This window comes from Brevibacillus sp. BD137, assembly GCF_041644655.1.
GTDB classification, from domain to species: Bacteria; Bacillota; Bacilli; order Brevibacillales; family Brevibacillaceae; genus Brevibacillus; species Brevibacillus brevis_D.
On sequence record NZ_JAOTNO010000008.1, the window covers coordinates 1 to 22,756 of the forward strand.

Consider the following 22,756-nt stretch of genomic DNA (forward strand, 5'->3'; position numbering starts at 1 on the left):
ATGCGGCTTTTTATGCCCATCCTTTTTACCTGCTTATTCTGGTCGTCGGTCTGTCAGCCAATGCCCACCAGCGATTTTGCCCACTGATGCCATCAACACAGACAGATGGGACGTGCCATCAATTCCTAAATATTCGTTCATGTCATGATCCATCCAGTGACCAATCGTCGTTACCCCAAGCCCCAATCCGTTTGCTACCAAATGCAGATTTTGCGATACGTGCCCGGAATCCCACCAAATATAGCGGTACGCACGCTCTTTGTATTTGTCTTTCGTGCGATCTACCATTGCTGTCCAAACGAAATTGACAGCAGCCCGTTTCGTCACCTCTTGTTCTTCCGTGAACAGATAGGCAATCTCGGACGTGTCTTCTCTCTTCAGTCCCTCCAAGCACCAATTCTGTACATCCAAGTGATACAGGCCTTTCTCAAGTCCCTCCACGTTATTGATCATCAGGTATGTCTCAATCGGATACAGGGCCCCGGCAGACGGCGTCGTGCGTAATTGATAGTCTCCCATATCATCTGTGATACCCTGTGTCCCCCACAGCAAGAGATTCAATTCGTTAAGCGTCATGGGCTGCTTCAAGAAATTACGCTTGGATCTTCGATTAGCGAGGACCTCCCACAAATCGACGGATGCTGGAAACTGCGGCTTGCCCAATTCTATGCGTGCAAACACCTCTTCATAGCGCAAATACGTCGCTGGTCTTTTGGAAAAATCGTAACGAGAGGCCCAGCCTTTTTCCAGCTCGCCTACCCGGTAAGAGGTCGCATCGATAAATTCATTTGCAATTCGCTGCCATTCGGGATGCATCTATGTTCCTCCTCGTATGTGCTTGGTGGTGATGTCTTTTACTATACGAAGCTCTTTTCCATTAGTAAAACAATGATTTATAATATTTTTCATAAGATAAAACTAATGAAAAGGAACGAGGAGACATGACGCTTACCCAACTGCAAGTGTTTGTCGCCGCAGCAAAAGCTGGTAGCTTCACGCGGGCTGCAGAAGAAATCGGCTTTACGCAATCCGCCGTCTCGCAGATGATTCAGTCCCTGGAAAAAGACCTAGGCGTCAGCCTTTTTCAGCGCAGTCGCAGCGGGATTACTCCGACGAGCATCGGAGAACGAATGCTTTCGCACGCTCGCGACATTTTGAACATCACATCCTGCATGACGGAGGAAGCAAACGTGGCCCGCGGGATTTCGTCCGGCACCTTGCGTATTGCCTCGATCCCCAGCGTCGCCTCCCGCTTTTTGCCTGGACTTTTGGGCAGCTTTCGCAAGCGGTTTCCGGCCGTGGACATCCTGCTTTTGGAAGGCGACAGTGATGAAATTAGCAATTGGCTGCACAGCTCAGTTGTCGACATTGCTTTTACCGTTATGCCTGATAAGGAAATGCAAACGTTGCCGCTCTTGCAAGACGAAATGATGGTCATTTTGCCAGATACCCATCCGCTGAAAGATAGTCAGACCCTACGTTTTTCCGAAATTGCGGATCGTTGTTTTATCATGCCAAAGGATGGCTGCATCCGAAAAATGCTGCAAGAGAATCACATCACCCCAACAGTTACGTTTGAAGTGCGTGAGGTGTATACGATTTTGACCATGGTGCAGGAGTATATCGGCGTCACCATCATGCCTGAGCTGTACATGCCACCTGTCATCCCCAAAGTCGTCGCGATCCCTCTGTCACCCCCGATTACACGGGAAGTGGTGCTCGCGGTGCGCAACTGGCAGTCGATCTCCCCACTCACGGCAGAGTTCGCCGTTCACAGCCAGCAATATGTAAAAGGCATGGATTTCACGCCAACGAGCAAGTAGTCACACGAACAAAGCCCTCGCCTATTGGGATGGGCGGGGCTTTTGGTGTGCGAGAAGCTCTGTCAGCCATTTTTCAAATTTATTGGCACTCATGATTTCATGGGTAATAAATTCCCCCTGATAAAACAGGCCAAAGGTCGTCCATATGACAGGCGCGTTCTGTGCTGCTTCCCTCGTTGTCAGCTTGTACGCATGAAAGGGAACACTTTTCGCTTCCGCTACTTTCCTCAGCTCTTCCAGAACACCCACAGCAAATGGACACTGCGCTGTGTAATAAATGGTGACGCCTTTCTCCTTTGAAGAAGTCGTTCCTGTTTTCTTAAAGGACGGCATAGCGGCTTGTTCATTCCATTTCCATGCCACTAATTGAAAATACGGCTCTGTTTGGTCTGCCAGCTCAAACCCCATATGCTCAAAAAAACGCCTCTCACTCAAATACGGGTACTTGTTCTTCCCTACGATATGAACGATTCCGTCCATACCACGTTTGATGGCATCTTCCTTGCAATGATGCAACAATTGTTTCGCATGCCCGTTCTCTTTATATCTGCCAGAGACCCACAAACAGTTAATATACATATAATTGGGCGCTTCAATTGGAACCCATGCCATTTCCGCAGGCAAGTACTCAATAAACACTTTTGCTCGCTCATCCAAGCGATAAAAAACCAAACCTTCATCCATTCGCTCTGTCAGCCACTTCTTCTTCTCGGCTACTGAATGTTCGTATTGTTTTGCACCTAATGCACAGCATATGTGCTCCGTTTCTATATTCTTTTTCGTGATTTCTATATACGCCATTGTTTACCGCCTCCACCTTTCCTCTGCTTTTATCAACGATCAAGGATGAGGATTTTAAATAAAAGTGGTTGGTTTTTGGTAGCCGAGTAGCTGTCTATATTTTACCATTTTTTTCTTAACATAGAAAAAGAAGAAGTAGTGAATAGCTAGTTGGTTTTTTCATTCGAACAATTAAAGCTCTATTTCACCTGCTTGATCTTGCTCTAGATGAACAAGTGGAACAGGAGAGTAAATAAACGTATCCCCGTCGTTTTCAAGCTTGTACATGATACAAAACAAAGCTGATCCTCGATGATCGCCACTCGGTATGGAGAAAATCATGGCTGGACAGCGCAGTTCAGCAGAATGAACGCTTGCACACAGATCTTTATAAGTCACAACAGCAAGGTTGTCGATATCATCGAGATGCTGTTGACAATCCCCGTTAACTTGCCTGTAATACTCTATATTTTGATTATACTTATTCGCAAAGCTCTGCTTATACTCCTCAATGCTAAGAAAGCAACACTCCCAATCCAAAGGCGGGATACTTAACACATAGCGATAGAACTTCAACTTTCTGATTCCTCCTCTTTTGAAATCGAGCTATTATACTTTAAGCATAAAGGAATGATTCCGTTCCATGTAAGTGTAAAGCTATCACAACAATAGCTCCATGGCTGCGCGTTCTTTATCCGCAATCTCGAGCAACAGCTTAGACGCATGCACGAGCTCTTGGTGCTCACCTGTTCTTCCTGCATGGTCGATTGAAGCAGAGACGCTAACCCACATTGGAGCGATCTCTGTAAACATACAGTGGGCTTGTTCGATCCTCGGGTCCTCCAGCCGATCCGCACATTCTCTCAAATAATCCCTATATAGATTCCGAAATAAAGCGCCACCGGTTCCCGCCCGCTCCATTAGCATCGCGGTAAGACATAAATCATGTTCGAAATTGTTGCTGCGAGAAGGCCACTTCAAGATTTCATTGCTCATTTTAACAATTCCTCTATTGCCAATATTCTGAATCGGCGGGTTCAGATAGTCATGCGCATTCATGGTCAAGGATTCACGTATAGCAGAAACAAGTGGAAGCACTGCGTCGTTTGGCTCGATTGTAAAGGAACGATTCCGGGAGCTCATAGGTCCCTTTGCATTTCTGGCAGTGGCTAAGCTTGTCAAACTCGTCTTCACAAGTCCACCCTGTTGTCTGGTGTCCGCCAAATAGGCGTATTCGTCATCTATACCGTAAAGTACCGCATAGTGACCGGCGAAGTGCACTTTGTTCGTAAAATAATCCAAGTAATAGGAATCTAATTTAAGCCCAACCGGAATGCCGTGTTCGATGCTGCTTCGGACGTTCTGCCACGCCTTATTGACCGACGAGGTTTCTTGATATCTGACGTTCAATCCGAGTCGTTCGGCGAGATAAGCGGTCAGTTTATCCGGTTTTATTCTTCCTCCGATGAAAGGAAAGTCCATTCCCTTCGAATCCCAGTATATGTATCCAAGCCCTTGCCCGAGTCCGAACAACATCGGCTCAGACAGGTGGACTCCCCCATATTGCAATAAATTGCCCATGGCGGTTGTTTCGCAATGTTCCCCTTGATAAGGAATGAAACCTTCAATAAATTTGACCATGTCTACTTCCCTCCTCCAATAATTCATGGATGAAACGACTAACGAACGCTTGCTCGCTCTCGATTAAGCTGAATGGATGCAAGAACAACGCCCTTACGTTCAGCGGCAAGCTAGCTCCGCCTTGTGATTCGTACTTCTGTCTTATTTCTAACGAGGCCTGTCCAAGAAAATCCAGTCGTTTCCGTAAAGCAATCACGGCCTCTTCCTTCCCGATATGGGGCAAAGCGGCCAAACCGAGATCGAAGCGATTGTCACGTTCCCGTGTAGACGACAGACTATCAAGAATTTCATTTCTCAGCTTACGTATACCCACTTCGGTGAGGGCAAACAGGGTCGGCGCTGGCCCCTTGCCGGATTTCTCGTCGGATGTCTCAGGTGCGATCCATCCTTTATCGCTAAGTTTCTTCAATCCTGTATAAATCGAAGTTGTACCGATATTTGCCCATTCTTTATAGCCTCGCTGTTCGACTAACTTCATAATATCGTATCCGGAAGCTTGACGATGTTCCGCGATCAATTGCAGGAGCATGAATTCGACATTCGATAATCTATGCATAGAGAGACTCCTTATCTTGAGTATTTCATATATGGAATATAACGTAGGTGTAATAAAAATTCAATAACCGAATCTGCTGCGGCACTTGAGCTCGCGACATCGACCGATCATGCCGATCTTTTTTGACGTCGTGCTTTGACTATGATAATGAAAGCGCAAGATCTTGAAACATCATTTCCCCTATACTAAAAATACGAAAAATGGCATTTAGTTGTGACGAAAAATTGGGGGAACGAACATGAGTAACAAGGTGGAAGGATTGTTAACGAACACAGATTTTCGCAGGCTCTGGATTGGGCAAACGGCATCACAGTTTGGGACTCAGGTTGCATTATTAGGTATGCCATTAGTGGCAGCGCTCTATTTAGGGGCCAGTCCCATGCAAATGGGGTTGCTTGGTTTTGCCGAGTATGCGCCATTTATCCTTTTCGGTTTGCTCGCTGGTGTATGGATAGACAGATTTCCCCGGCGACCCATTCTTGTCGCCGCTAACTTTTTCAGGGGTGCATTACTGCTTATTGTGCCGCTGACGGCCTTAACTGGATTCCTGAATATGACAGTGCTATATTTGATAGCCTTTATAGTGGGGATCTGTACTGTCTTTTTCGATGTCGCCTATACATCCTTTTTGCCTTCCATTGTGAGCAAGGAGCAGCTTGTTGATGGGAATAGCAAACTAGAGACTAGTAAATCTACCGCGCAAATTGCTGGGCCGGGTTTATCAGGTGGACTGGAACAGTTAATCACCGCTCCTTTTGCAATATTGTTCACGTCGGTATCCTTTTTTGTATCCGCTGTGTACATAGCCCGGATTCGCAAGTTGGAGACAGTCGTGACAGATGCGAAAAAACAAAAAAACATGTGGCTGGAAATCAAAGAAGGGCTGCATACGGTTTACACAAAACCGTTGCTGTGGGGAGTGGTGCGCTGCTCAACAATCTTTAACCTTTCCTGGAATGTTATTTTTAGTGTTTATGTTCTATATGCATCGCAAGAACTCAAAATCAATGCGAGCATTGTTGGCATCATTTATGGAACGCTAGGAGTAGGGTACCTATTCGGCTCTCTGCTTGCCCAAAGGGCTGTACGTCGTTTTGGAGTAGGTCCAACAATTGTGGGTTCCGCTACGATCGCAGCAAGTGGCGGTTTGCTTGCTCCATTAGCAGTAGGATCAGAATTAAGTATGGCGTTGATTATGATGACGGGACAGCTTCTTTTCGGAATGGGTGTCTCCATGTTTAGCATTAGTACCGTCAGTTTACGCCAAGTAATTGTACCCGATGCCCTGCAAGGTCGCGTGAATGCTACGTTTCGCTTTATCTCGTGGGGGTCTTTACCGCTTGGTTCGTTAATTGGAGGGATGATAGGGGGGGCAATGGGTTTACGGTTCGCTTTATTTGCGGGTGGCATTGGATTGTTAGCTTCGGCTTGTACATTATTGTTCACCCCATTTTTACAACTGCGTATGAAATCATTTCATGAATTAACATTGGAAAAAGATGTGTCATAAAGAGCTAAGGAGTGCCTTAAGAAGTATGAAACTAACCGGACCGATCGTTGACTAAAAAGAGGTATTCAGGAATGTATTTTTTCTCCTGAATACCTTTTTTAAATTATCCCGGTTGATCGCCACCAACCAGGAAGACCCTCTTTATTGGCTAGTACGGAATGCCGAGCTCTGCCGCTAACACGAGATACATCGCATGCGACCAAAGGAGCGGTACAGCGGGGTGCCCTGCTCTCTCCACCCACATCTCATAATGAGCCGGGGAAAGCAAATGTTCCTGTACCTGTTCAGGCAGTCCGTTCGCTTGCCGCTGGGACACAATCCACGCCGCTATCTTTTCGGCTTCTTCACGCCTGCCCGTTTTCACGTAATACCAGCCCAACCACGCAGATAACAACAGCCACTGCCCCCCGCCGTAATACGTATCAGCCGGGTAGCGATGCACGCCGTGTCCTGCGCGCAGCTCCTCTTCTATGGCCTGCACGGTTCGGAGCATAAGCGGATCATTCATGTCGACGATCCCATAAGGCAGTGCCAACCAGAGAAGACTTGCATCCACTGAATGATCCCCGACGGATTTTATCAATCGCCCGTTGGCTGTGCCATGCTCGCGTATGAATTGGCGGATGGTCTCTCCTTGCTGAGCGAGTTCGAAAGCTCGTTCGGGCAAATAAGGCTGCATCGCCTTGATCCCGGCATAAATGGCTCCTAACGTCACTGGATGGATTCGGTCTCCTCCCTCTTCCCAGCAATCAAAGTTCGGGAGCTGCCAGCAAGCCACGACATAGTCAATCGTCAGTTCAATCGATGGCTTGAGCTCGTGAATCAAGTCATGCTCTCCACTCATCCGCACATGCTCAGCCAGCCCCCACAGCCATGTCCCGTAGCCATCGAGCTGAAAGCTGCCCCATTCACCTGCCACTTCTTCTCCGTCCGCTGTATAGCGCGTATGCAAAAAGCGGTCTCTTCCCGCATCATTTTTGTCTAATCCATTTTTTACTGCCGAAATGGCTGCTCTTGCCTTTGTCTCATGCTTTCGGATCACAGCATCGCACCATTGGTAAAACTTGCGGGCACTCTCATGCTTGCCAGTACGGCTCATCGCGTAGGCCGTAAATGTTCCATCGCGGAGCCACGCATACTGATAGTGGACAAATGCGGGTGAAGCGAGATACGCCCCGGTACTCGCTTGATGCTGTAGGATCAACTTTACACTTTCCTCGATCAGGGTCATGGTTATCCCCCCCTTATTCGGACAAGCCGACTTCGTACCAAATACAGTCGCTGCTCGTCTTCCGGCTATGCTTTTATAGCATATGCACCCGACATCCAAACGAAAACCCAGGATGTATAACAAAAGAAAACCCACTGGATACGCATGTCCGGTGGGTTCTTGTACACTTAATTTTGTGAAGGTACATCGGTATGTTCCGATTTCAGGAACTGCTGCAGCTCCTCATAAAAAGTCGGGTTGCAAGCCATCACGCTGCTTTTTTGGTCGTACGGTAGTGGTGTTCCCGCCATGGTCGTCACCCGGCCGCCCGCTTCCTCTACAATAATGCGAGCTGCCCCGAAATCCCACGCATTGAGCTGCATACTGACGTAGCCATCCAGTCTTCCCGCAGCCACATACGCCATTTCCAGAGCGGCGCTTCCCAAAAGACGCATTCCGCGAACCTTCCCAGCAAGCTTTTTCACAATCAAATCAATGCCGATCTGCTCAGCACGCTTGTTCCAAAATACGCTCGTGCATAGCAAAGCTTGCTCCAGGCTCACTTCTCGATTCACCTGTAAGGGACGATCATTGAGAAAAGCCCCTTCCCCTTTTACCGCATAAAACAACTCGTCTCTGGAAGGATCATAAACCGCTCCGACCATTCCCTCTCCCTTATGATACACAGCAATGGAAACGGAAAAATTGATTTGCTGATGCACAAAATTGGTCGTACCATCAATCGGGTCGATGACCCAAAGCGTGTCATACTGCTTGTAATCCTCCACATGTGCGCTCTCTTCTCCAAGAATGCCGTGATCAGGGAAGCGTGCAAGAATCATCTGAATGACGTGATTCTCCACTTCTTTATCTACGGCTGTAACAAGATCGGAGGCAGATGTTTTATACTCGACGGTAAAAGGCTCCTTCATTCGCTTCAGACTCAGCTCACCCGCTGAACGGGCGCATTGCAAAGCGAGCTCCTTGAGAGCCGCCAGTGTTGATGCTTGCACACGTATCGCCACCTAAAACTTGACTTATTTTTTCGCAAAGCACGCCCTTTTCTTCCAGAAAGAGAGGCTTCGATGTTTTAATTGAATATGATGAGACAGCTCGTGTTAAAAAACGGCCATGCTATATGATTTAGTGTACCATACTTTACCTGCTGTTACACCACACGTTAGCCATGGGGAGTGTGCCTGAAATGTCGTTGCTTCACCCAACTCCCGAATTATTGAAAAAGGGTGTCTCCCTCGTCATTTTCTGACCGGGGAGACACCCTTTTTTACATGACCACTTTAGCAGCAGCGTGTTACGCCGCCTTTTTCAAATCGTTCGGTCAATGCGTACATGTAATACTCACGTTCTGTCATCGGAAAGATACCCGGTGCCCCATGTGTCTCGTACCAATGGGCGAGATAGCGGTCATAGTCAGGCATTCCGAAAATGGTTTTAATAACAGAGCTCACTTTGCGCATTGCCTTTCGCATGGCTCTTAGCTTGCGCCTCATGCTACGTGATGTCCTTTCCCGTCAAATACATTTCCTTTGGACTTGATGTACGGAGACTCCTGCAACGGATAGTGCTTGCCGCGGAGAATATTGATCCATACCCGCGCACCATCGAGAATGATCCCAATCGTAATGACCATGAAGATCGCACATACCACAGCATCGATCTGGTCGTTGAAGATCATTTTTTGTGCAGCTTCTACCGTTTTTACTCCTTTTGGCAGCGTGCCCGCATCCAGTGCCTTTTGGAATGCTTCTGCATGCGAGAGGAAGCCGATTTTCGGATCAGGATGGAACAGCTTTTGCCAGCCCGCTGTCAGCGTAGCCGTCGTCAGCCAAGCCATCGGTACGAGTGTGATCCACGAGTAAGCTGCTTTACCCATTTTGAAAATAATCGTCGTTCCCACCGTAAAGGCAATCGCGGCGAGCATCTGGTTGGCGATACCAAAGAGCGGCCACAGGGTGTAAATGCCTCCCAACGGGTCCATGACACCTTGGAGCAGGAAGTATCCCCATCCGATGGTAATGATCCCAGAACCAATCAGATTACCTGGCAACCAGTTGACTTCCTTCATTTTCGGAATGACGTTGCCGAGCATGTCTTGCACCATAAATCGTCCGACACGCGTTCCCGCATCGATCGTCGTCAAAATAAAGACAGCCTCAAACAAAATCGCAAAGTGATACCAGAATGCCATTAATGCCTTGCCACCCAATACACCCGAGAAAATCGTCGCCATTCCGATCGCCAGTGACGGTGCTCCGCCCGTTCGGGAAAGGATCGTCTTTTCTTGAATGTCGTTGGCGAGCGTTGTTAAATGGTCAGGGGTTACGGTATAGCCCCAGCCCGTTATCGTCGTCGCAACCTGGACTACATCCACGCCAATTGCTGCGGCAGGTGAGTTGATTGCAAAATAGACACCGGGAGTTAACACGCACGCTGCAATCATCGCCATAACCGCGACCCCTGACTCCATCAGCATCCCGCCATAGCCGATCAATGGCGCATGCGATTCCTTCGCGATCATCTTCGGCGTCGTTCCAGATGATACGAGTGCATGGAATCCTGATACGGCTCCACACGCGATGGTAATAAACAAGAAGGGAAACAGGTTTCCTGCAAAAACAGGGCCAGTTCCATCAATGAACTTCGTCAGTGCTGGCATTTGCAATGGCGGCAGTGTCAGCACAATTCCCACCGCCAATACCGCAATCGTCCCAACTTTCAAGAATGAGCTGAGATAATCGCGCGGTGCCAACAGCAGCCACACAGGCAAAACCGAGGCAATAAACCCGTACACAATGATCATCCAGGCAAGCTGTACTTTGGAAAACGTGAAGGCTGGTCCCCATGTTGGAGATGCAGCCACGATTTGACCGAGCCAGAGGGAAAAGAACAAGAGAGCAAGTCCGATAATCGAGCCTTCCAATACTTGCCCAGGTCGTATATACCGCATATACAATCCCATCATTATCGCGATAGGCAGCGTCATGAATATCGTGAAGGTAGCCCAAGGTGATTCAGCAAGAGCGTTAACCACAACCATCGCTAAAACAGCAATCAGGATAATCATAATGGCAATAATACCAATCAAAGCGAGTGCTCCGCCAACAGGACCGATCTCTTCCTTGGCAATCTGACCGAGAGACTTTCCATTGCGACGCATCGATCCGAACAGAATAATAAAGTCTTGTACCGCTCCACCGATCACGACCCCGACGATAATCCAGATCGTTCCCGGCAAATATCCCATTTGCGCAGCCAACGTAGGACCTACGAGTGGGCCTGCTCCTGCAATCGCAGCAAAATGGTGCCCAAACAACACCCATTTGTTCGTGGGCACGAAGTCTTTGCCGTCGTTGTTCACTTCTGCTGGGGTAGCGCGATTATCATCGAGCACCATTAGTTTTTTGGCTATGAATTTGCTGTAGAAACGATAAGCTACAGCATAAGTGCAAAATGCGGCTGTCAGTAACCAGAACGAGTTGACTGATTCCCCTTGCCAGAGGGCTATCATCCCGAATCCGACAGCACCCAATGCGGCTATCCCGCCCCAAATCAAGAGGGAAAGAAACCATTTCTTCATCCGAGTCGCCTCCTTCTATTTATTTAATATTCAGGCAATGGACCTTAGAAAAAAGTATCACATCGGACAGCTTGCCAACATAAAAAATGACTGAACCGTACAAAAACAGGCACAAGCTGCACCATCCTCGTTTGAGTGTAAGCGCGTTCAATTTGGGGACGTAGAAAGTCTCCGCCCCGAGTCCGATACAAACTCCTCTACAATATGTTAAAGTTATACATAAATTGGTATGGAAATCAAAAAGGAGAATACGCACATGCGACGAATCGGGGGTTACATCATTATCGGAATCGGAGCGATTTTTGTTCTGGCTACCTACCTGAACGTACCGCTCGCAATGGACATGCTTTGGCCAGTCTTTCTTCTCATCCCAGGAATCGGGTTTCATATTTTCTTTTTTATGAACCCAATGCCGAATCGCGCTGGACTGCTCGTGCCAGGCGGGATCTTGCTCGTTTATGCTCCACTCTTCTTTTTCAGCCAGCTATTTTTTCATGGGGATATGAGCACGACGTGGCCCTTCTTCCTGATTGGTCCTGCCGTGGGGCTTACCGAGCTGTACCTATTCGGCAATCGCAAACCCGCTCTCTTGATCCCCATTGGCATCCTCACTGTTCTCGCTATCATATTTTTGATCGCGAATCTGGCGTCTACCCAAGTAGGCGGCATCCTCGGCTTGATCCTGATCGTTTTGGGCGGGATCATGGTGACACGGAAGAAAAACGATGACTATCCCGTGTAAGCAGTCAAAAAAACAGACCAATCCTCCCCCAAACGGGACGCAGGATTGGTCTGTTTCCTTTAAAACCCCAATCGTTTCTTCAATTCCTTCACGACATTGCGGCTAACAGGCACTTCTGTTTTGCGTTGATCCTGCATGACTAGATGAATCGAGCCTTTAAACCAAGGGACGAGCTCTGCCGTTTTAGATAAATTGACAATGAAAGCGCGATGCGTCCGAAAAAACTGTTGGCGTGACAGCCTGCTCTCCAGCTCCTGCAACGTAAAGGTGGTCGCATATTGCTCACCTGCTGTATAGATGCTCGCATACCTTCCTTCCAAGGTGGCATAGACGATTTCGTTTGGATCAATCAGCATGATCTTGCCGTTTTTTTCTACCGGGACACGATGTGGCTGAGTATCGACCAGTACATTTTGCAGAAGGGATTGTAGCCTTTCCTCCAGTAGCGGTGAGGCGTCCAATGCAGGCTCGCTTTTCCGTCTCATTTTTCGTACCCGGTTCATCGTCTTTTCCAGACGCATTTCGCTGAACGGCTTGACGATATAATCAACGGCTTCGGCCTCAAATGCTCGAACCGCATGAAATTCATACGCACTTGCAAAGATGATGACAGGTGGATTGACCATGGATTCCAGAAGCTCCTGCCCCACATCTACACCGTCCCTGTCCTGCAAATGGATGTCCAAAAAAACCGCATCCGGCTCTGTCTGAAGCACCGCTTCCAACGCCTCTTCCCCACTACCCGCCTCTCCTACTACGGACACTTCCGAAAACTGCTCCAGCAAATACCGCAGTTCTTCTCTGGCAGGCGTCTCATCATCGACGATGAACACTTTGAGCACTGACGTTCACCCCTATCGGTAATTGTATGGTGCATGTTGTCCCGCTCCCGCTTTTGCTCTCGATCACGATTCCATACGGTTCTCCGTAAATCGATTGAAGACGGCTTTTTACATTGACAAGACCGATTCCAGATAATTGCCGTCCTGCACGCTTCTCATCTAGTGCTCGCTCGGATGGGTCAACCTCCATTCCGACTCCATTATCTGCCACTGTCAGTTCGACGATTTGCTTTTCTTTGCGGCGCGCACGAATCACTACGGTTCCCCCTTCGCGCTTGGGCAACAGCCCGTGCTTGACCGCATTCTCTACCAGCGGCTGCAAAATCAGTCCTGGCACGGTAAACCGCTCTACGCCGTCCTCGATGTCGTACTCTACATGAAGCTTGTCCCCGAACCTCGCACGTTCGATAGCCAAATACGCTTCAATATGCTCCAGCTCACGTGCCAGACTGACATATCCGCCAGAGTCATGCAAATTACGGCGGAAGTACTCTCCCAAATGAATCAATAATTCACGGGCCTGTTCGGGACGGAAGCGAATAAACGAAACGATCGTATTGAGCGCATTAAACAAGAAATGCGGATTGATCTGCGCATGCAAGGCTCTGATTTCTGCATCTGCCAACAGGCGGGACTGCTTCTCTAGCTCAGCCAGTTCGAGCTGACTCGATATCAGGTTCCCCAATCCACGTACGAGTTCCAGGTCCACTGCCGACAGTTTGCGAGAGCGATCCTGATACAGCTTGAGCACACCCGCTACTTCACGTCTTCGCATCAGGGGGACAAGGATCGCATAGCGCAAGGGACAATTCGTCTCCCTGCACCCAATCTCTTCCTTCGTCTGGGCAATCTTTACTTCTTTGGTCGATAAAACTTCACAGGTCGCCTTGGTCGTTATGCCTTCTCCCACCACGTGATGAGACGAGCCTGCACCAACATGCGCAAGTACAGAGCGCGTATCGGTAATCGCTACCGCTGCTACACGCGTCGTCCGCAAAATTTCCTCCGCTACCTTTTGGGCAGAATCATAGGTCAGCCCTTGACGCAAGTACGATAGTGTTTTGTCCGCTACTTGCAGCGTTCGCTGGGCTTGGAGCGCCCCAATCCGATCCTCTTCCTTTTTGGCTAAATCAATAATAATGATCAAAATAGCAATTCCGACCGAGTTGACGACTGACATGGGTACACTAATGGCCTGAACCAATGCCAAAGCGTCAGCGTACGGACGTGCGATAAGCAATACAATGCCCATTTGCAGCCACTCCGCCAAAAAACCAACGAAGAGTGCTGTCGTCCACCCGATTTTTTTGCTGCGGTTACGGAGGAACTGATAGAATAATCCTGCAAACAAGCCCTCGCTTATGGTCGAGATGGCACATGCCAAATCTGTAAAGCCGCCCAAGGAATAGCGATGAATTCCCGCAATCAGCCCTGTCATCAACCCTACCCAGGGACCAGCCAGCAAGCCTGCCACGACCGTCCCGATCACGCGTGAATTCGCAATCGCATCCTGATACCAAATGCCATTATAGGTACCCAGTATGGAAATAGCAGAGAAAATGACGACCATCAGTGCTTTTTCCCGCCACGTCGCTTGCTGGTTCAATATGCTGCGGAATGCACGTACACGCGTAAACAGCAAGGCCATCACAATCAAAACCGCCGTCCGCTCCGTCAATGGGACCATTAAGGCCAGATTCATTCGTTTATCCCTCTCAATCGCTGCTCGATCGTTCCTGTTTGTTTTCATAACTAATCAAAATATTCACTCTTCACACCGTATTTCCCTTTTGCTTCTCTTCCTTTCCTAGTAAAAAAGGTTGCCGAAGTGATTTCACCAACCCATGGATACCCGTATCATTTTAATATTCGAACTCCAGTATTTTACACTTTTCCTTCCGCTCAAATCCTAGCTTTGTCCCCAGACATACCGACTCCTCGTTGGTTTCTAGCGTGGTCCAGTGCGGTGTCAGTCCATGTTCCATGCAATGCTCCAGATACGCAGCGCAAGCAAGGGTAGCAAAGCCTTTGTTCATGTCGGCTTCCTCGTACGTTTCCACGCTAATTTCATGGTCACGCTCATGGACACAGCAAGACAGGCAAGCACTCACAATCGTATTTCCTTTACATACGCAGAAACCTACGCCCCACTGCAAAAAATCATCCACCGAATGATAGAATTCCTCTACAACCTCGATCAAGCTGTTATCGGGGTCGTTTTCGATGACACCTGCATCGATTCTATTCAAGCTGTATCCTTCAGGCAGAGGGTGATAGCTGATCTTTCGCGCTTGGTATTGCTTGGGATTGAACTCGTAGTAATACTCCCAATCCGTTTTGATCTCTCGATGCGAGATGGCTTTGGTCACTGCTTTTTCCCACTCTTCATCTGGGACAACTGCCAGAAAATGAGTGCCCCCGCATGATTCGGTCGTATATCTGTGCAATTCCCCCTCGATAAAGGCACCTAGATCCGCTGTGAACGCTTCATTGGCAGCATCGCCGACGAAAATACTAATCACACCGGTTTGATCGACCAAGGCTGTCCGGGGCTGCTCCACATCATCTACGAAAATCGCTCCTCGATTTGTTCCATTGATAATCGCTTGGATGGTCAGATCGTTCACGTTCCCAGGTGACAGCAACGTCCTGATTTTTGCATAATCATTTGGCTCCAATCGATGAATCATCACAATTTCAGTCCTTTCACTTTCTTTTGGTCATCTGTGTACTTATGCGGCTATTTGAACGACACTACCAAAAGCTTCTACGCTACCGTCCTGTGTTAGCTGAATGTCCTGCTGAACTTCCCTCTTGATACTCACATCGCATAATCATCTCTTTATATCCAACATTTGGTTCCTACTAGTATAGATGATAGAGATGGGTAAATGGTTCATGAGTTTTTATTTTTTCTGCTTCGCAAACAAAAAAAGACCATCCCTTCAGCGTTTTCAGCCTGAGATGGTCTTGTCATACTTGTTACGTCAATGAATTAAAGGTTCCCTCTGCGCTCCTGCTCGCGCTCCAACGCCTCGAACAGTGCCTTGAAGTTGCCATTCCCGAAGCCGCGCGCTCCTTTGCGCTGGATAATCTCGATAAACAGCGTCGGACGGTCTACAATCGGCTTGCTGAACAGCTGCAAGAGATAGCCTTCGTCGTCTCTGTCGACCAAGACCCCTAGCTTTCTCAGCGCCTCGATGTCTTCGTCAATTTCCCCTACACGCTCTTTCAAATCTTCGTAGTACGCATCTGGGACCATGAGGAAATCTACACCGTTATCACGCAGCTTCGATACCGTTTCGATAATATCATTGGTCAGGATGGCAATATGCTGTACGCCTGGCCCTTTGTAGAACTCCAAAAACTCCTGAATTTGCGACTTGCGGCGTCCTTCTGCTGGCTCATTAATCGGGAACTTGATGCGTCCAGTTCCACTTTGCATCACTTTGGACATGAGCGCAGAATACTCCGTCGAGATGTCGTCCTCACTGAAATTTTGTACGGCTGTAAAGCCCATGACCTTTTGGTAATATTCTACCCACTCATCCATGATCTCGACATTACCAACGATGTGGTCGATGCCGATGATACCCGTGCTCTCTCGTTTGACTGGGGATTGGTAAGCTTTATAGCCCGGGAAGAATGGTCCGTTGTAATTTTTTCGTTCGATAAAGGAATGAATGTTTTCCCCGTACGTACCGATAATCGCTTTTTTGACCGTCCCGAATTCATCGGTATACTCAGTCGGTTCCATGATCGGAATGGCTCCGCGAGAAACGGCCTCCCGGTAAGCCTGCTCACAATCCTCTACACGCAGGGCAACGTCTTTGACTCCGTCCCCATGCTTTTTCACAAAATCCGCGATCGGGCTGTCAGGCGTAAGGGCCCCACTGATCACAAACGTCATATGCTTCTGCTTCAAGACGTAGGAAACCTTTTCCCGAGAACCTGTCTCCAAGCCCGAATAGGCTACTGCTTCAAAACCAAACGCATTTGTGAAATAGTGCATAGCTTGCTTGGCGTTCCCTGTATAAAACTCCAGGTAGTCCCAGTCCTGAATCGGGAAAAAATCGGTATTGCTCATTGCCTACCCCTCCGCTTTCCTTTTCAATTATTGACATTATTTTGTGAATTGGGATTATTTTGTCGTTATCTTGAGAGTACCTTGGAAGCGCTTCCCCTTGCAAGAGCACGAAACAACGCGAAAACGCTCAAACGCTTTTATTCATTAAAGTACGCATGCGAGTAACAACTGGATACCAAAAAGCCACCGATCAAGTTGACCGATGGCTTTCGCTTCGTTTTCCTACTACCTATGCTTGAAAACAAATTGTTTCAGTTCCGCTAGAGGGGCAGCTCCTACGGCCTTGTCAATCATTTCTCCGTTCTTGAGCAAAATGGTTGTTGGCAAACTCATAATGCCATACTGATTGGCAATCTCTTGTTGTTCATCGACATTGACCTTTAGGACTCTCACTTCGCTGCTATGCTCCCTATCGAACGATTCGAGTATCGGCCCAAAAAAGCGGCACGGCCCGCACCAAGGTGCCCAAAAGTTGACGAGAGTATAGCCCTCGCTTTTTACATCATGTTGAAACGTAGAATCTGTCGTGTGGCAAATGCTCATTTGTAATTTCCTCCCCTTTTTATGTTGAACAGTTATTCAAAAAGACCATTACGGAGCCTTAATATCCTTGATAGAGGCAAAAAAATAACTCCCTGTACTTGGATCATTTCAAATAACACATTCATAGACTTATCATACCTATAATATCCCTCAAGGATTTTTTGTGTCAAGTTGCCCCATCCAAAAATGGGCGTCGAAAGTGCAGATGACAGCGCGAATCACTCTCCCCCTTGCTCATGCTCCCCATTCACTTTATGATGGATGTATTAAGTCCATGATTGAGGTGTATTATGAAGTATTCACAGGCAACAGATTATGCCCTCCATGCGATGCTCTATCTGGTAGCAGAAGCCCCTGATAAACCCGTTAGTGTTCAGCTTTTGGCAGAAAAGCTAGGCGTTTCACAAACATACCTATCCAAAATGCTGACCAAACTGGTCAAAGCTGGGTTGATCCACTCGGTCTCTGGCGCAAATGGCGGATACAAGCTCAAACGCAATCAGGATGATATATCGTTTCTGGATGTTATCCAAGCCATTGAAGGGACAACCTCCTTGTTTGAATGCAGCTTCCGTCATGATAGTGCCTGTCTGATTCAACAGGTTGTGACTGACGCCGAGCAGCAAATGATGCATACGCTAAAGAGTAAAAAAATTGCTGACCTGGTCCCACATTTCCCCAAACCATGATCCTTTGACGTAAAACATCTTCCATGAAAAGCTCCGGCCGCTTTGACCGGAGTTTTTCTTCATAACGGTATCGTTCAATCGAAGAGAAAGGCGTGAACAAGGATGAGCCAATGGACGGAACAAGCCGCCAAGCAATGGGATCAATTTGCGGAAGACTGGCGAAAACGAAGTGAGCATATGTGGGAAAAAGGGAGCCGCAGCACCATCCTCCCCTATTTTATGAAGCATGTACCTGTCGGAGCTGGACCTGTTCTCGATGCAGGCTGTGGTGACGGCTATGCCAGTTGCAAGCTTGCAAAGCACGGCTATCAGGTGGAGGGCATCGACATTGCCGGGGAAATGATTCGCCTCGCTCATGACCGGGTCATTTCCTCCTCAGGCTCTGTTCATTTTCAGACGGGAGATATCAACGAGCTTCCTTTTGCCAATGATTCATTCTCCGGTGTGCTCTCGATTAACGTAGTGGAATTCACGCCGTCTCCGCTCCAGGCACTCTTGGAGCTTCACCGCGTGCTCGCACCCGGAGGAATTCTCGTCTTAGGTATCCTCGGTCCTACAGCTGGCCCACGCGCTCATAGCTATCGCAGACTATATGAAGAGACGACGATCCAAAATACGATGATGCCCTGGGAAGCCAAGCAGTTGGCGAGCGAAAATGGCTTCACACTGCTGGACGAAGAGCCGGTATACAAAGAAGGAATTATGCCAGATATTGCGGGCCGCTTAAGCGTAGAGCTGCGGGAGGCTGTCAGCTTTTTAACCTTGTTTGCTTTGCGAAAATAGATGAGAATGCTCTCAACTTTCGTTAAGTATGCCGGTCACACCTATGAGAGGGAAAACCGGCAATTTTTTATGATCAATCACATCGAACAGTGTCCCGTTGGTCTAGGCTTTGCTATTCCATATCTGGGCAGTTTACTAACCAATATTTCGTTGTTAAAATGGTCGTGCTAATAAAATTTATTTATTTATTTATTTTTATTTTTCTATTAATCCTACTACTACTTTGTGCGACACACATCTCGGAAGGTGAGAAGAATTATTATCAACGAATGTAATTTTACAATTGTTGCCCCTATCATTTGCTTTCATTGTGGGAATGGGAACTTTCACAAATCTGATAATAAACACCAAATATACAAAGACCTCATCAATAATGAAGTCATTGAGATACCGGTAAAGCGTCAACGGTATCGATGCACTGCTTGTGGTACGAAAGAATGGGACGTTGTATTGGGCGCATCAACGCATTTGAAAAAAACGAGAAGACTACTTTCCTTTGAAAAGCGCAACACATGATTCCAAGGTTCATGTGCCATTGCGAAAGAGTCCACCAACTATATAAGAAGCCGCTTCCCTGAAGCTCACAGGGAAACGGCTGATTCTTCTCACATACTGCATGATCGATATCATCCATTCGTACGGGTCACATTCCATAACCATACAGTCTTTTTACTTACCGATACTGAACATTATTCAGCTGCATCCACATCCATTTACTGTCAATCAACAAGGCAAGCGTCATCTCATCTATCCCATGCAGTTGACGGTACAGACGCTGGGTTTCGACCAAGTCATTGTAGGTCAAGAACGGATAGTCCTTCCTGCCGAATGTTCCATCTGGAAAATAAGCGTAATGCAAATCGCCATTTCCGAGAATCCACTGCGACCCAAGGTTTACGACACCGTAAAGCATCGTATCCGCTAAATCTTTGTCAGTCCGATCGCCGAATTGCATGTAGCTTTTGTAGAGAAAATTAATTTCGGCCAACTGATGATTCAAAGAAACATGTGTCCGAATCATCGGATTCGTTGCTATCGCGTAGTCCGGAATCAGCCAGCCTTGCTGTACACCAGCGACGACAAAACGGTTCACGGCTGCATGATTGTGAAAATAAGAAGCATATTTTTTCGCCGCTTGGCAAAAGTCCTTTTCTTGATACTGATCGCAGCCCCGCAGAATCAGATCAGCCGCTCCTGTGTTGAATCTCGTATCGTAAAAGCCCTCTTGTATCCCGTAATCGTCACTTAACCACAAAGAGCGCGGCTGCGTCTTCCAGTACCCCTCAGGCTCCTGCTGTTTCAAGCTCGCTTTCAGCATCACATAGCCCATATACCGGGCAGCATTGCTTCCGCCTGTATATAAAAAGGAGCGAAGGACATAATTTTCGGGAATCCGCCAAAAGGAGGACTCGGAAGTCGGCTCATACGTAGAAGGGCTTTGATAGTAATACCCATCGTACAGCCATTTTGCCTTTTCCGTAACGTCCAAGTTAAGCCAGATGCTGTCAAACATTTTTTCTCCCCAAGGAACAAGCGGTTCTCTCGAATCGAGCACCCACATTTCGCTGATAAAGCCTGCTTTCATCGGTAGCTTGAACACGAGCTCGACACCAGAAGGCGTCTGTTTTACTTCGACTGGCAACGCCAATGCTGGCTTTTCTTCAATCGTGGCTCTACTTTTATCCACGTAGGTAATGGGCTTACCTAACCAAATATACCTGCCCTCTGTCTCTAGGAAACCAGCGGAAAGCGGAAGAGTCTGGACTTGATCAAGTGTGACAACCTTCCAATACGGCTTCTTCGACTCATCATAGTCTCGGTAGCGGAACATCATGTTCCGACTGTTACCCTGAATGGGAATGGTGAAGACGTAGGGCATCATATTGCGCTGACCTGTCATTTTATGGGCCCAATACGTAGCACCATCTGAGAATCGAAATTCTTGTTTTTGGTGAATCGCGCCATTCAGGTGTTCAACATTCTCTGTTTCTATTGGTTTTTTCCATTCATTTGCAGAAATACCGCTCGGAAGGATACTACATACGGCGATGGCCGTCATCAAAAGGAGCATTCTGCTGATTTTTCTGACCATGTCATCCCCCAATTCTAGTAAAGGAGAACCGAAAGTCCTACTTTAAAATGAATATTTCGTAGTGATTATTATTTTAAAAATAATCTGATAAATTAACCATAGGTGTCTACTTCTATTACGCAGGAGGGAATTTATGGACAAGAAAGTACGCTACGTTGTTTCTACAGCACTCGTAATATCTCTGTTCACCAGCCCCTCAATCACCCAAGCTGAACCACAAACCCACATTCCTTATTACGGAATCGGGCCAACCTATGTACAACCTGCACAGATTGAGAGCTTGTTTCCCAAGCCAACTATCCGGTTTGGGACACCCGGCTTCCAAGAAGGAAAAGAAGCTTTTACGTCCCAAGAAGAAATGATGGCTTACATAAGCAAATTGGTTGCAGGCAACAAGGAAATCCAGCTGCTATCCATCGGTACATCATTGGAAGGTCGGGACATCCCCCTGCTGTTATTCAGCAAAGACCACGGCAAGCTCAAACAAACCAATGAGAAGCCACTCATCTGGCTACAGGCACAAATCCACGGGAATGAGCCCGCCGCTGGTGAATCTGCTCTTGTGATCGCCAAATGGTTGGCAGAGGGAAAGCTTGGGACCGACCTTCTGGATAACGTAAATGTTGCGATTGTTCCTCGCATCAACCCGGATGGCTCCTACCAGTTCAAACGCTACATCGCGACAGAGCTGGATGCCAACCGCGACTACATGAAGGTAGAATATCCAGAGGTGCAAGCGGTTCACCAAGCCATGAATACCTATCAACCTGATGTGGTGCTTGATGCCCACGAATACGGCGTCTCTTCCAGCCAGCTTCGCGATGTTGGAGAAAAAGGCGCGATCTCTTCCTACGATGTTCTGATCTCCTCTGCGAAAAACTTGAATATCCCCACCAACCTGCGCAAAATGTCAGACAACCTGCTCTTGGCTGACGTTCAAAAAGCACTCGACAAGGAGCAACTTTCTCATCACGCTTACTATACGCTAGCTAAAGGCAAGGACGGAAAAGTGACCGCAACAGAAGGCAGCACAGAGACAAGAATCGGACGCAATGCCTTGGGATTGAAAAACACGTTAACGTTTTTGGTGGAAACACGGGGCATCGGCATTGGACGCGCCGATTTTGAACGACGTGTATACAGTCAGGCCATCACTCACGCTGCTGTCATTCAATCAACAGCGGCCAACGCCAAGGCAATCAAGTCCGCCGTGACCCAGGCACGCGCAGAAATCACGGAAAAAGGCAAAAAGGCAAACGACAACGACAAACTCGTTATCCTGAGTGAGAATAAGCGAATACCGGGTCAATCTCTCGAAGTAGTCGATCTCGCAACAGCAAAAAAAGTGTCTACCCCCATCGACTGGGTAAGCTCTACAGATGCCTATCCTGTACTCGAACGTGAGCGCCCCACTGCTTATCTCATGCCTCCTGGCTATCATGACGTTGCAGCCAAGCTGGAACTGCTCGGTGTTTCGGTAAGCAAGCTATCAAAAGAAACGACCATAGCTGTAGAAAGCTACACCATTTTGGAAAACAAGGTGAATACGATATACGAGAATGGGCATTTCACCAATCAAGTGACTGCAAATGTAACAGAAACAACGAAAACCTTTCCTGCGGGTAGTTACGTGTTCAGCATGGCCCAGCCAAACGCGAACTTCATTGCGTTGGCCCTGGAACCGGAATCAGTGGACAGCTACGTCACGTTTAACTTCCTGCCCGTTGAAAAGGGCGATGAAGTACCGGTGTATCGCTATATGCTGGAGCATCCACTACCCACTACAAATAAGGACTAAAGGAAAAATTCCCCTCTCTAGAGTTAGACTCCTGAGAGGGGAATTTTGTTACATGTATGGGC

21 protein-coding genes are annotated in these 22,756 nt (G+C 47.8%); 6 read left to right on the plus strand and 15 right to left on the minus strand.

The features are described 5' to 3' along the window. Positions 1–33: 33 nt before the first annotated feature. Positions 34–816 carry a SagB/ThcOx family dehydrogenase gene (locus ODZ53_RS17805; RefSeq protein WP_372678798.1) on the minus strand — a complete coding sequence of 261 codons (783 nt, stop codon included), beginning with the start codon at positions 814–816 and terminating at the stop codon, positions 34–36. A 125-nt stretch (positions 817–941) separates the two neighbouring features. Between ODZ53_RS17805 and ODZ53_RS17810 the strand changes: the two genes are divergently transcribed. After that, entirely contained in the window at positions 942–1,823 is an 882-nt protein-coding gene (locus ODZ53_RS17810; protein ID WP_372678800.1) for a LysR family transcriptional regulator, read from the plus strand. Between the two features lie 21 nt (positions 1,824–1,844). Here the strand turns inward: ODZ53_RS17810 and ODZ53_RS17815 are convergent, their stop codons facing one another. The 4 genes from ODZ53_RS17815 to ODZ53_RS17830 all read right to left on the minus strand — a co-directional run bounded on the left by ODZ53_RS17815 (position 1,845) and on the right by ODZ53_RS17830 (position 4,800). Then, complete coding sequence (locus ODZ53_RS17815; RefSeq protein ID WP_372678802.1) at positions 1,845–2,624, minus strand: GNAT family N-acetyltransferase; 780 nt, start codon at positions 2,622–2,624, stop codon at positions 1,845–1,847. Positions 2,625–2,795: 171 nt separating this feature from the next. Continuing rightward, a complete protein-coding gene (locus tag ODZ53_RS17820; protein ID WP_372678804.1) occupies positions 2,796–3,179 on the minus strand; it encodes a hypothetical protein in 384 nt (127 codons plus the stop codon). Positions 3,180–3,263: 84 nt separating this feature from the next. Continuing rightward, positions 3,264–4,244, minus strand: a complete 981-nt coding sequence (locus tag ODZ53_RS17825; protein ID WP_372678806.1) for a BtrH N-terminal domain-containing protein — start codon at positions 4,242–4,244, stop codon at positions 3,264–3,266. Further along, on the minus strand, positions 4,228–4,800 hold the full coding sequence (locus tag ODZ53_RS17830; protein WP_372678808.1) for a PadR family transcriptional regulator: 573 nt from the start codon (positions 4,798–4,800) through the stop codon (positions 4,228–4,230). Before ODZ53_RS17830 ends, ODZ53_RS17825 begins: the two co-directional genes overlap by 17 nt. A 238-nt stretch (positions 4,801–5,038) precedes the next feature. Here ODZ53_RS17830 and ODZ53_RS17835 point away from each other — a divergent pair, with 238 nt between their 5' ends. Beyond that, entirely contained in the window at positions 5,039–6,310 is a 1,272-nt protein-coding gene (locus ODZ53_RS17835; protein WP_372678810.1) for an MFS transporter, read from the plus strand. A gap of 148 nt (positions 6,311–6,458) precedes the next feature. On the opposite strand, the gene ODZ53_RS17840 is transcribed toward ODZ53_RS17835, so the two are convergent. The 4 genes from ODZ53_RS17840 to ODZ53_RS17855 form a co-directional block, all read right to left on the minus strand. Next, on the minus strand, positions 6,459–7,541 hold the full coding sequence (locus ODZ53_RS17840) for a glycoside hydrolase family 15 protein (RefSeq protein ID WP_372678812.1): 1,083 nt from the start codon (positions 7,539–7,541) through the stop codon (positions 6,459–6,461). A gap of 167 nt (positions 7,542–7,708) precedes the next feature. After that, the gene (locus ODZ53_RS17845; protein ID WP_016743074.1) at positions 7,709–8,533 is read right to left on the minus strand and encodes an inositol monophosphatase family protein; all 825 of its coding nucleotides are present in this window, start codon (positions 8,531–8,533) and stop codon (positions 7,709–7,711) included. Between the two features lie 285 nt (positions 8,534–8,818). Further along, positions 8,819–9,031, minus strand: a complete 213-nt coding sequence (locus tag ODZ53_RS17850) for a CstA-like transporter-associated (seleno)protein (protein ID WP_016743075.1) — start codon at positions 9,029–9,031, stop codon at positions 8,819–8,821. Further along, positions 9,028–11,118 carry a carbon starvation CstA family protein gene (locus ODZ53_RS17855; protein WP_372678815.1) on the minus strand — a complete coding sequence of 697 codons (2,091 nt, stop codon included), beginning with the start codon at positions 11,116–11,118 and terminating at the stop codon, positions 9,028–9,030. Before ODZ53_RS17855 ends, ODZ53_RS17850 begins: the two co-directional genes overlap by 4 nt. A 256-nt stretch (positions 11,119–11,374) precedes the next feature. Here ODZ53_RS17855 and ODZ53_RS17860 point away from each other — a divergent pair, with 256 nt between their 5' ends. Then, on the plus strand, positions 11,375–11,860 hold the full coding sequence (locus ODZ53_RS17860) for a hypothetical protein (RefSeq protein WP_015892581.1): 486 nt from the start codon (positions 11,375–11,377) through the stop codon (positions 11,858–11,860). A 59-nt stretch (positions 11,861–11,919) separates the two neighbouring features. On the opposite strand, the gene ODZ53_RS17865 is transcribed toward ODZ53_RS17860, so the two are convergent. The 5 genes from ODZ53_RS17865 to trxA all read right to left on the minus strand — a co-directional run bounded on the left by ODZ53_RS17865 (position 11,920) and on the right by trxA (position 17,332). Next, complete coding sequence (locus tag ODZ53_RS17865) at positions 11,920–12,702, minus strand: LytR/AlgR family response regulator transcription factor (protein WP_015892582.1); 783 nt, start codon at positions 12,700–12,702, stop codon at positions 11,920–11,922. Then, positions 12,677–14,404, minus strand: a complete 1,728-nt coding sequence (locus ODZ53_RS17870) for a LytS/YhcK type 5TM receptor domain-containing protein (protein WP_372678818.1) — start codon at positions 14,402–14,404, stop codon at positions 12,677–12,679. Before ODZ53_RS17870 ends, ODZ53_RS17865 begins: the two co-directional genes overlap by 26 nt. 160 nt (positions 14,405–14,564) lie before the next feature. Further along, entirely contained in the window at positions 14,565–15,392 is an 828-nt protein-coding gene (locus tag ODZ53_RS17875; protein WP_372678820.1) for a GNAT family N-acetyltransferase, read from the minus strand. A 305-nt stretch (positions 15,393–15,697) separates the two neighbouring features. Further along, the gene (gene hppD, locus ODZ53_RS17880; RefSeq protein WP_015892585.1) at positions 15,698–16,789 is read right to left on the minus strand and encodes a 4-hydroxyphenylpyruvate dioxygenase; all 1,092 of its coding nucleotides are present in this window, start codon (positions 16,787–16,789) and stop codon (positions 15,698–15,700) included. A 225-nt stretch (positions 16,790–17,014) separates the two neighbouring features. After that, positions 17,015–17,332 (minus strand): thioredoxin, encoded by a 318-nt coding sequence (trxA, locus tag ODZ53_RS17885; protein ID WP_015892586.1) that lies wholly within the window; start codon positions 17,330–17,332, stop codon positions 17,015–17,017. Between the two features lie 290 nt (positions 17,333–17,622). Between trxA and ODZ53_RS17890 the strand changes: the two genes are divergently transcribed. Next, positions 17,623–18,021 carry an RrF2 family transcriptional regulator gene (locus ODZ53_RS17890; protein ID WP_199927927.1) on the plus strand — a complete coding sequence of 133 codons (399 nt, stop codon included), beginning with the start codon at positions 17,623–17,625 and terminating at the stop codon, positions 18,019–18,021. Positions 18,022–18,123: 102 nt separating this feature from the next. After that, positions 18,124–18,804, plus strand: a complete 681-nt coding sequence (locus tag ODZ53_RS17895; protein ID WP_372678822.1) for a class I SAM-dependent methyltransferase — start codon at positions 18,124–18,126, stop codon at positions 18,802–18,804. A 673-nt stretch (positions 18,805–19,477) separates the two neighbouring features. On the opposite strand, the gene ODZ53_RS17900 is transcribed toward ODZ53_RS17895, so the two are convergent. Further along, positions 19,478–20,896, minus strand: a complete 1,419-nt coding sequence (locus ODZ53_RS17900; RefSeq protein ID WP_372678824.1) for a hypothetical protein — start codon at positions 20,894–20,896, stop codon at positions 19,478–19,480. Between the two features lie 133 nt (positions 20,897–21,029). On the opposite strand from ODZ53_RS17900, the gene ODZ53_RS17905 reads away from it, so the two are divergent. Continuing rightward, positions 21,030–22,694: a M14 family metallopeptidase gene (locus tag ODZ53_RS17905; protein ID WP_372678826.1), complete on the plus strand. Its 1,665-nt coding sequence runs from the start codon at positions 21,030–21,032 to the stop codon at positions 22,692–22,694. Positions 22,695–22,756 lie beyond the last annotated feature (62 nt).

Excerpts from the sequence above, each read along its gene's own strand:
- ODZ53_RS17805 (WP_372678798.1), bottom strand. The coding sequence starts at position 816 with ATGCATCCCGAATGGCAGCGAATTGCAAATGAATTTATCGATGCGACC.
- ODZ53_RS17810 (WP_372678800.1), top strand. The coding sequence starts at position 942 with ATGACGCTTACCCAACTGCAAGTGTTTGTCGCCGCAGCAAAAGCTGGT.
- ODZ53_RS17815 (WP_372678802.1), bottom strand. The coding sequence starts at position 2,624 with ATGGCGTATATAGAAATCACGAAAAAGAATATAGAAACGGAGCACATA.
- ODZ53_RS17825 (WP_372678806.1), bottom strand. The coding sequence starts at position 4,244 with ATGGTCAAATTTATTGAAGGTTTCATTCCTTATCAAGGGGAACATTGC.
- ODZ53_RS17830 (WP_372678808.1), bottom strand. The coding sequence starts at position 4,800 with ATGCATAGATTATCGAATGTCGAATTCATGCTCCTGCAATTGATCGCG.
- ODZ53_RS17835 (WP_372678810.1), top strand. The coding sequence starts at position 5,039 with ATGAGTAACAAGGTGGAAGGATTGTTAACGAACACAGATTTTCGCAGG.
- ODZ53_RS17840 (WP_372678812.1), bottom strand. The coding sequence starts at position 7,541 with ATGACCCTGATCGAGGAAAGTGTAAAGTTGATCCTACAGCATCAAGCG.
- ODZ53_RS17850 (WP_016743075.1), bottom strand. The coding sequence starts at position 9,031 with ATGAGGCGCAAGCTAAGAGCCATGCGAAAGGCAATGCGCAAAGTGAGC.
- ODZ53_RS17855 (WP_372678815.1), bottom strand. The coding sequence starts at position 11,118 with ATGAAGAAATGGTTTCTTTCCCTCTTGATTTGGGGCGGGATAGCCGCA.
- ODZ53_RS17860 (WP_015892581.1), top strand. The coding sequence starts at position 11,375 with ATGCGACGAATCGGGGGTTACATCATTATCGGAATCGGAGCGATTTTT.
- ODZ53_RS17870 (WP_372678818.1), bottom strand. The coding sequence starts at position 14,404 with ATGAATCTGGCCTTAATGGTCCCATTGACGGAGCGGACGGCGGTTTTG.
- ODZ53_RS17875 (WP_372678820.1), bottom strand. The coding sequence starts at position 15,392 with ATGATTCATCGATTGGAGCCAAATGATTATGCAAAAATCAGGACGTTG.
- hppD (WP_015892585.1), bottom strand. The coding sequence starts at position 16,789 with ATGAGCAATACCGATTTTTTCCCGATTCAGGACTGGGACTACCTGGAG.
- trxA (WP_015892586.1), bottom strand. The coding sequence starts at position 17,332 with ATGAGCATTTGCCACACGACAGATTCTACGTTTCAACATGATGTAAAA.
- ODZ53_RS17890 (WP_199927927.1), top strand. The coding sequence starts at position 17,623 with ATGAAGTATTCACAGGCAACAGATTATGCCCTCCATGCGATGCTCTAT.
- ODZ53_RS17895 (WP_372678822.1), top strand. The coding sequence starts at position 18,124 with ATGAGCCAATGGACGGAACAAGCCGCCAAGCAATGGGATCAATTTGCG.
- ODZ53_RS17900 (WP_372678824.1), bottom strand. The coding sequence starts at position 20,896 with ATGGTCAGAAAAATCAGCAGAATGCTCCTTTTGATGACGGCCATCGCC.
- ODZ53_RS17905 (WP_372678826.1), top strand. The coding sequence starts at position 21,030 with ATGGACAAGAAAGTACGCTACGTTGTTTCTACAGCACTCGTAATATCT.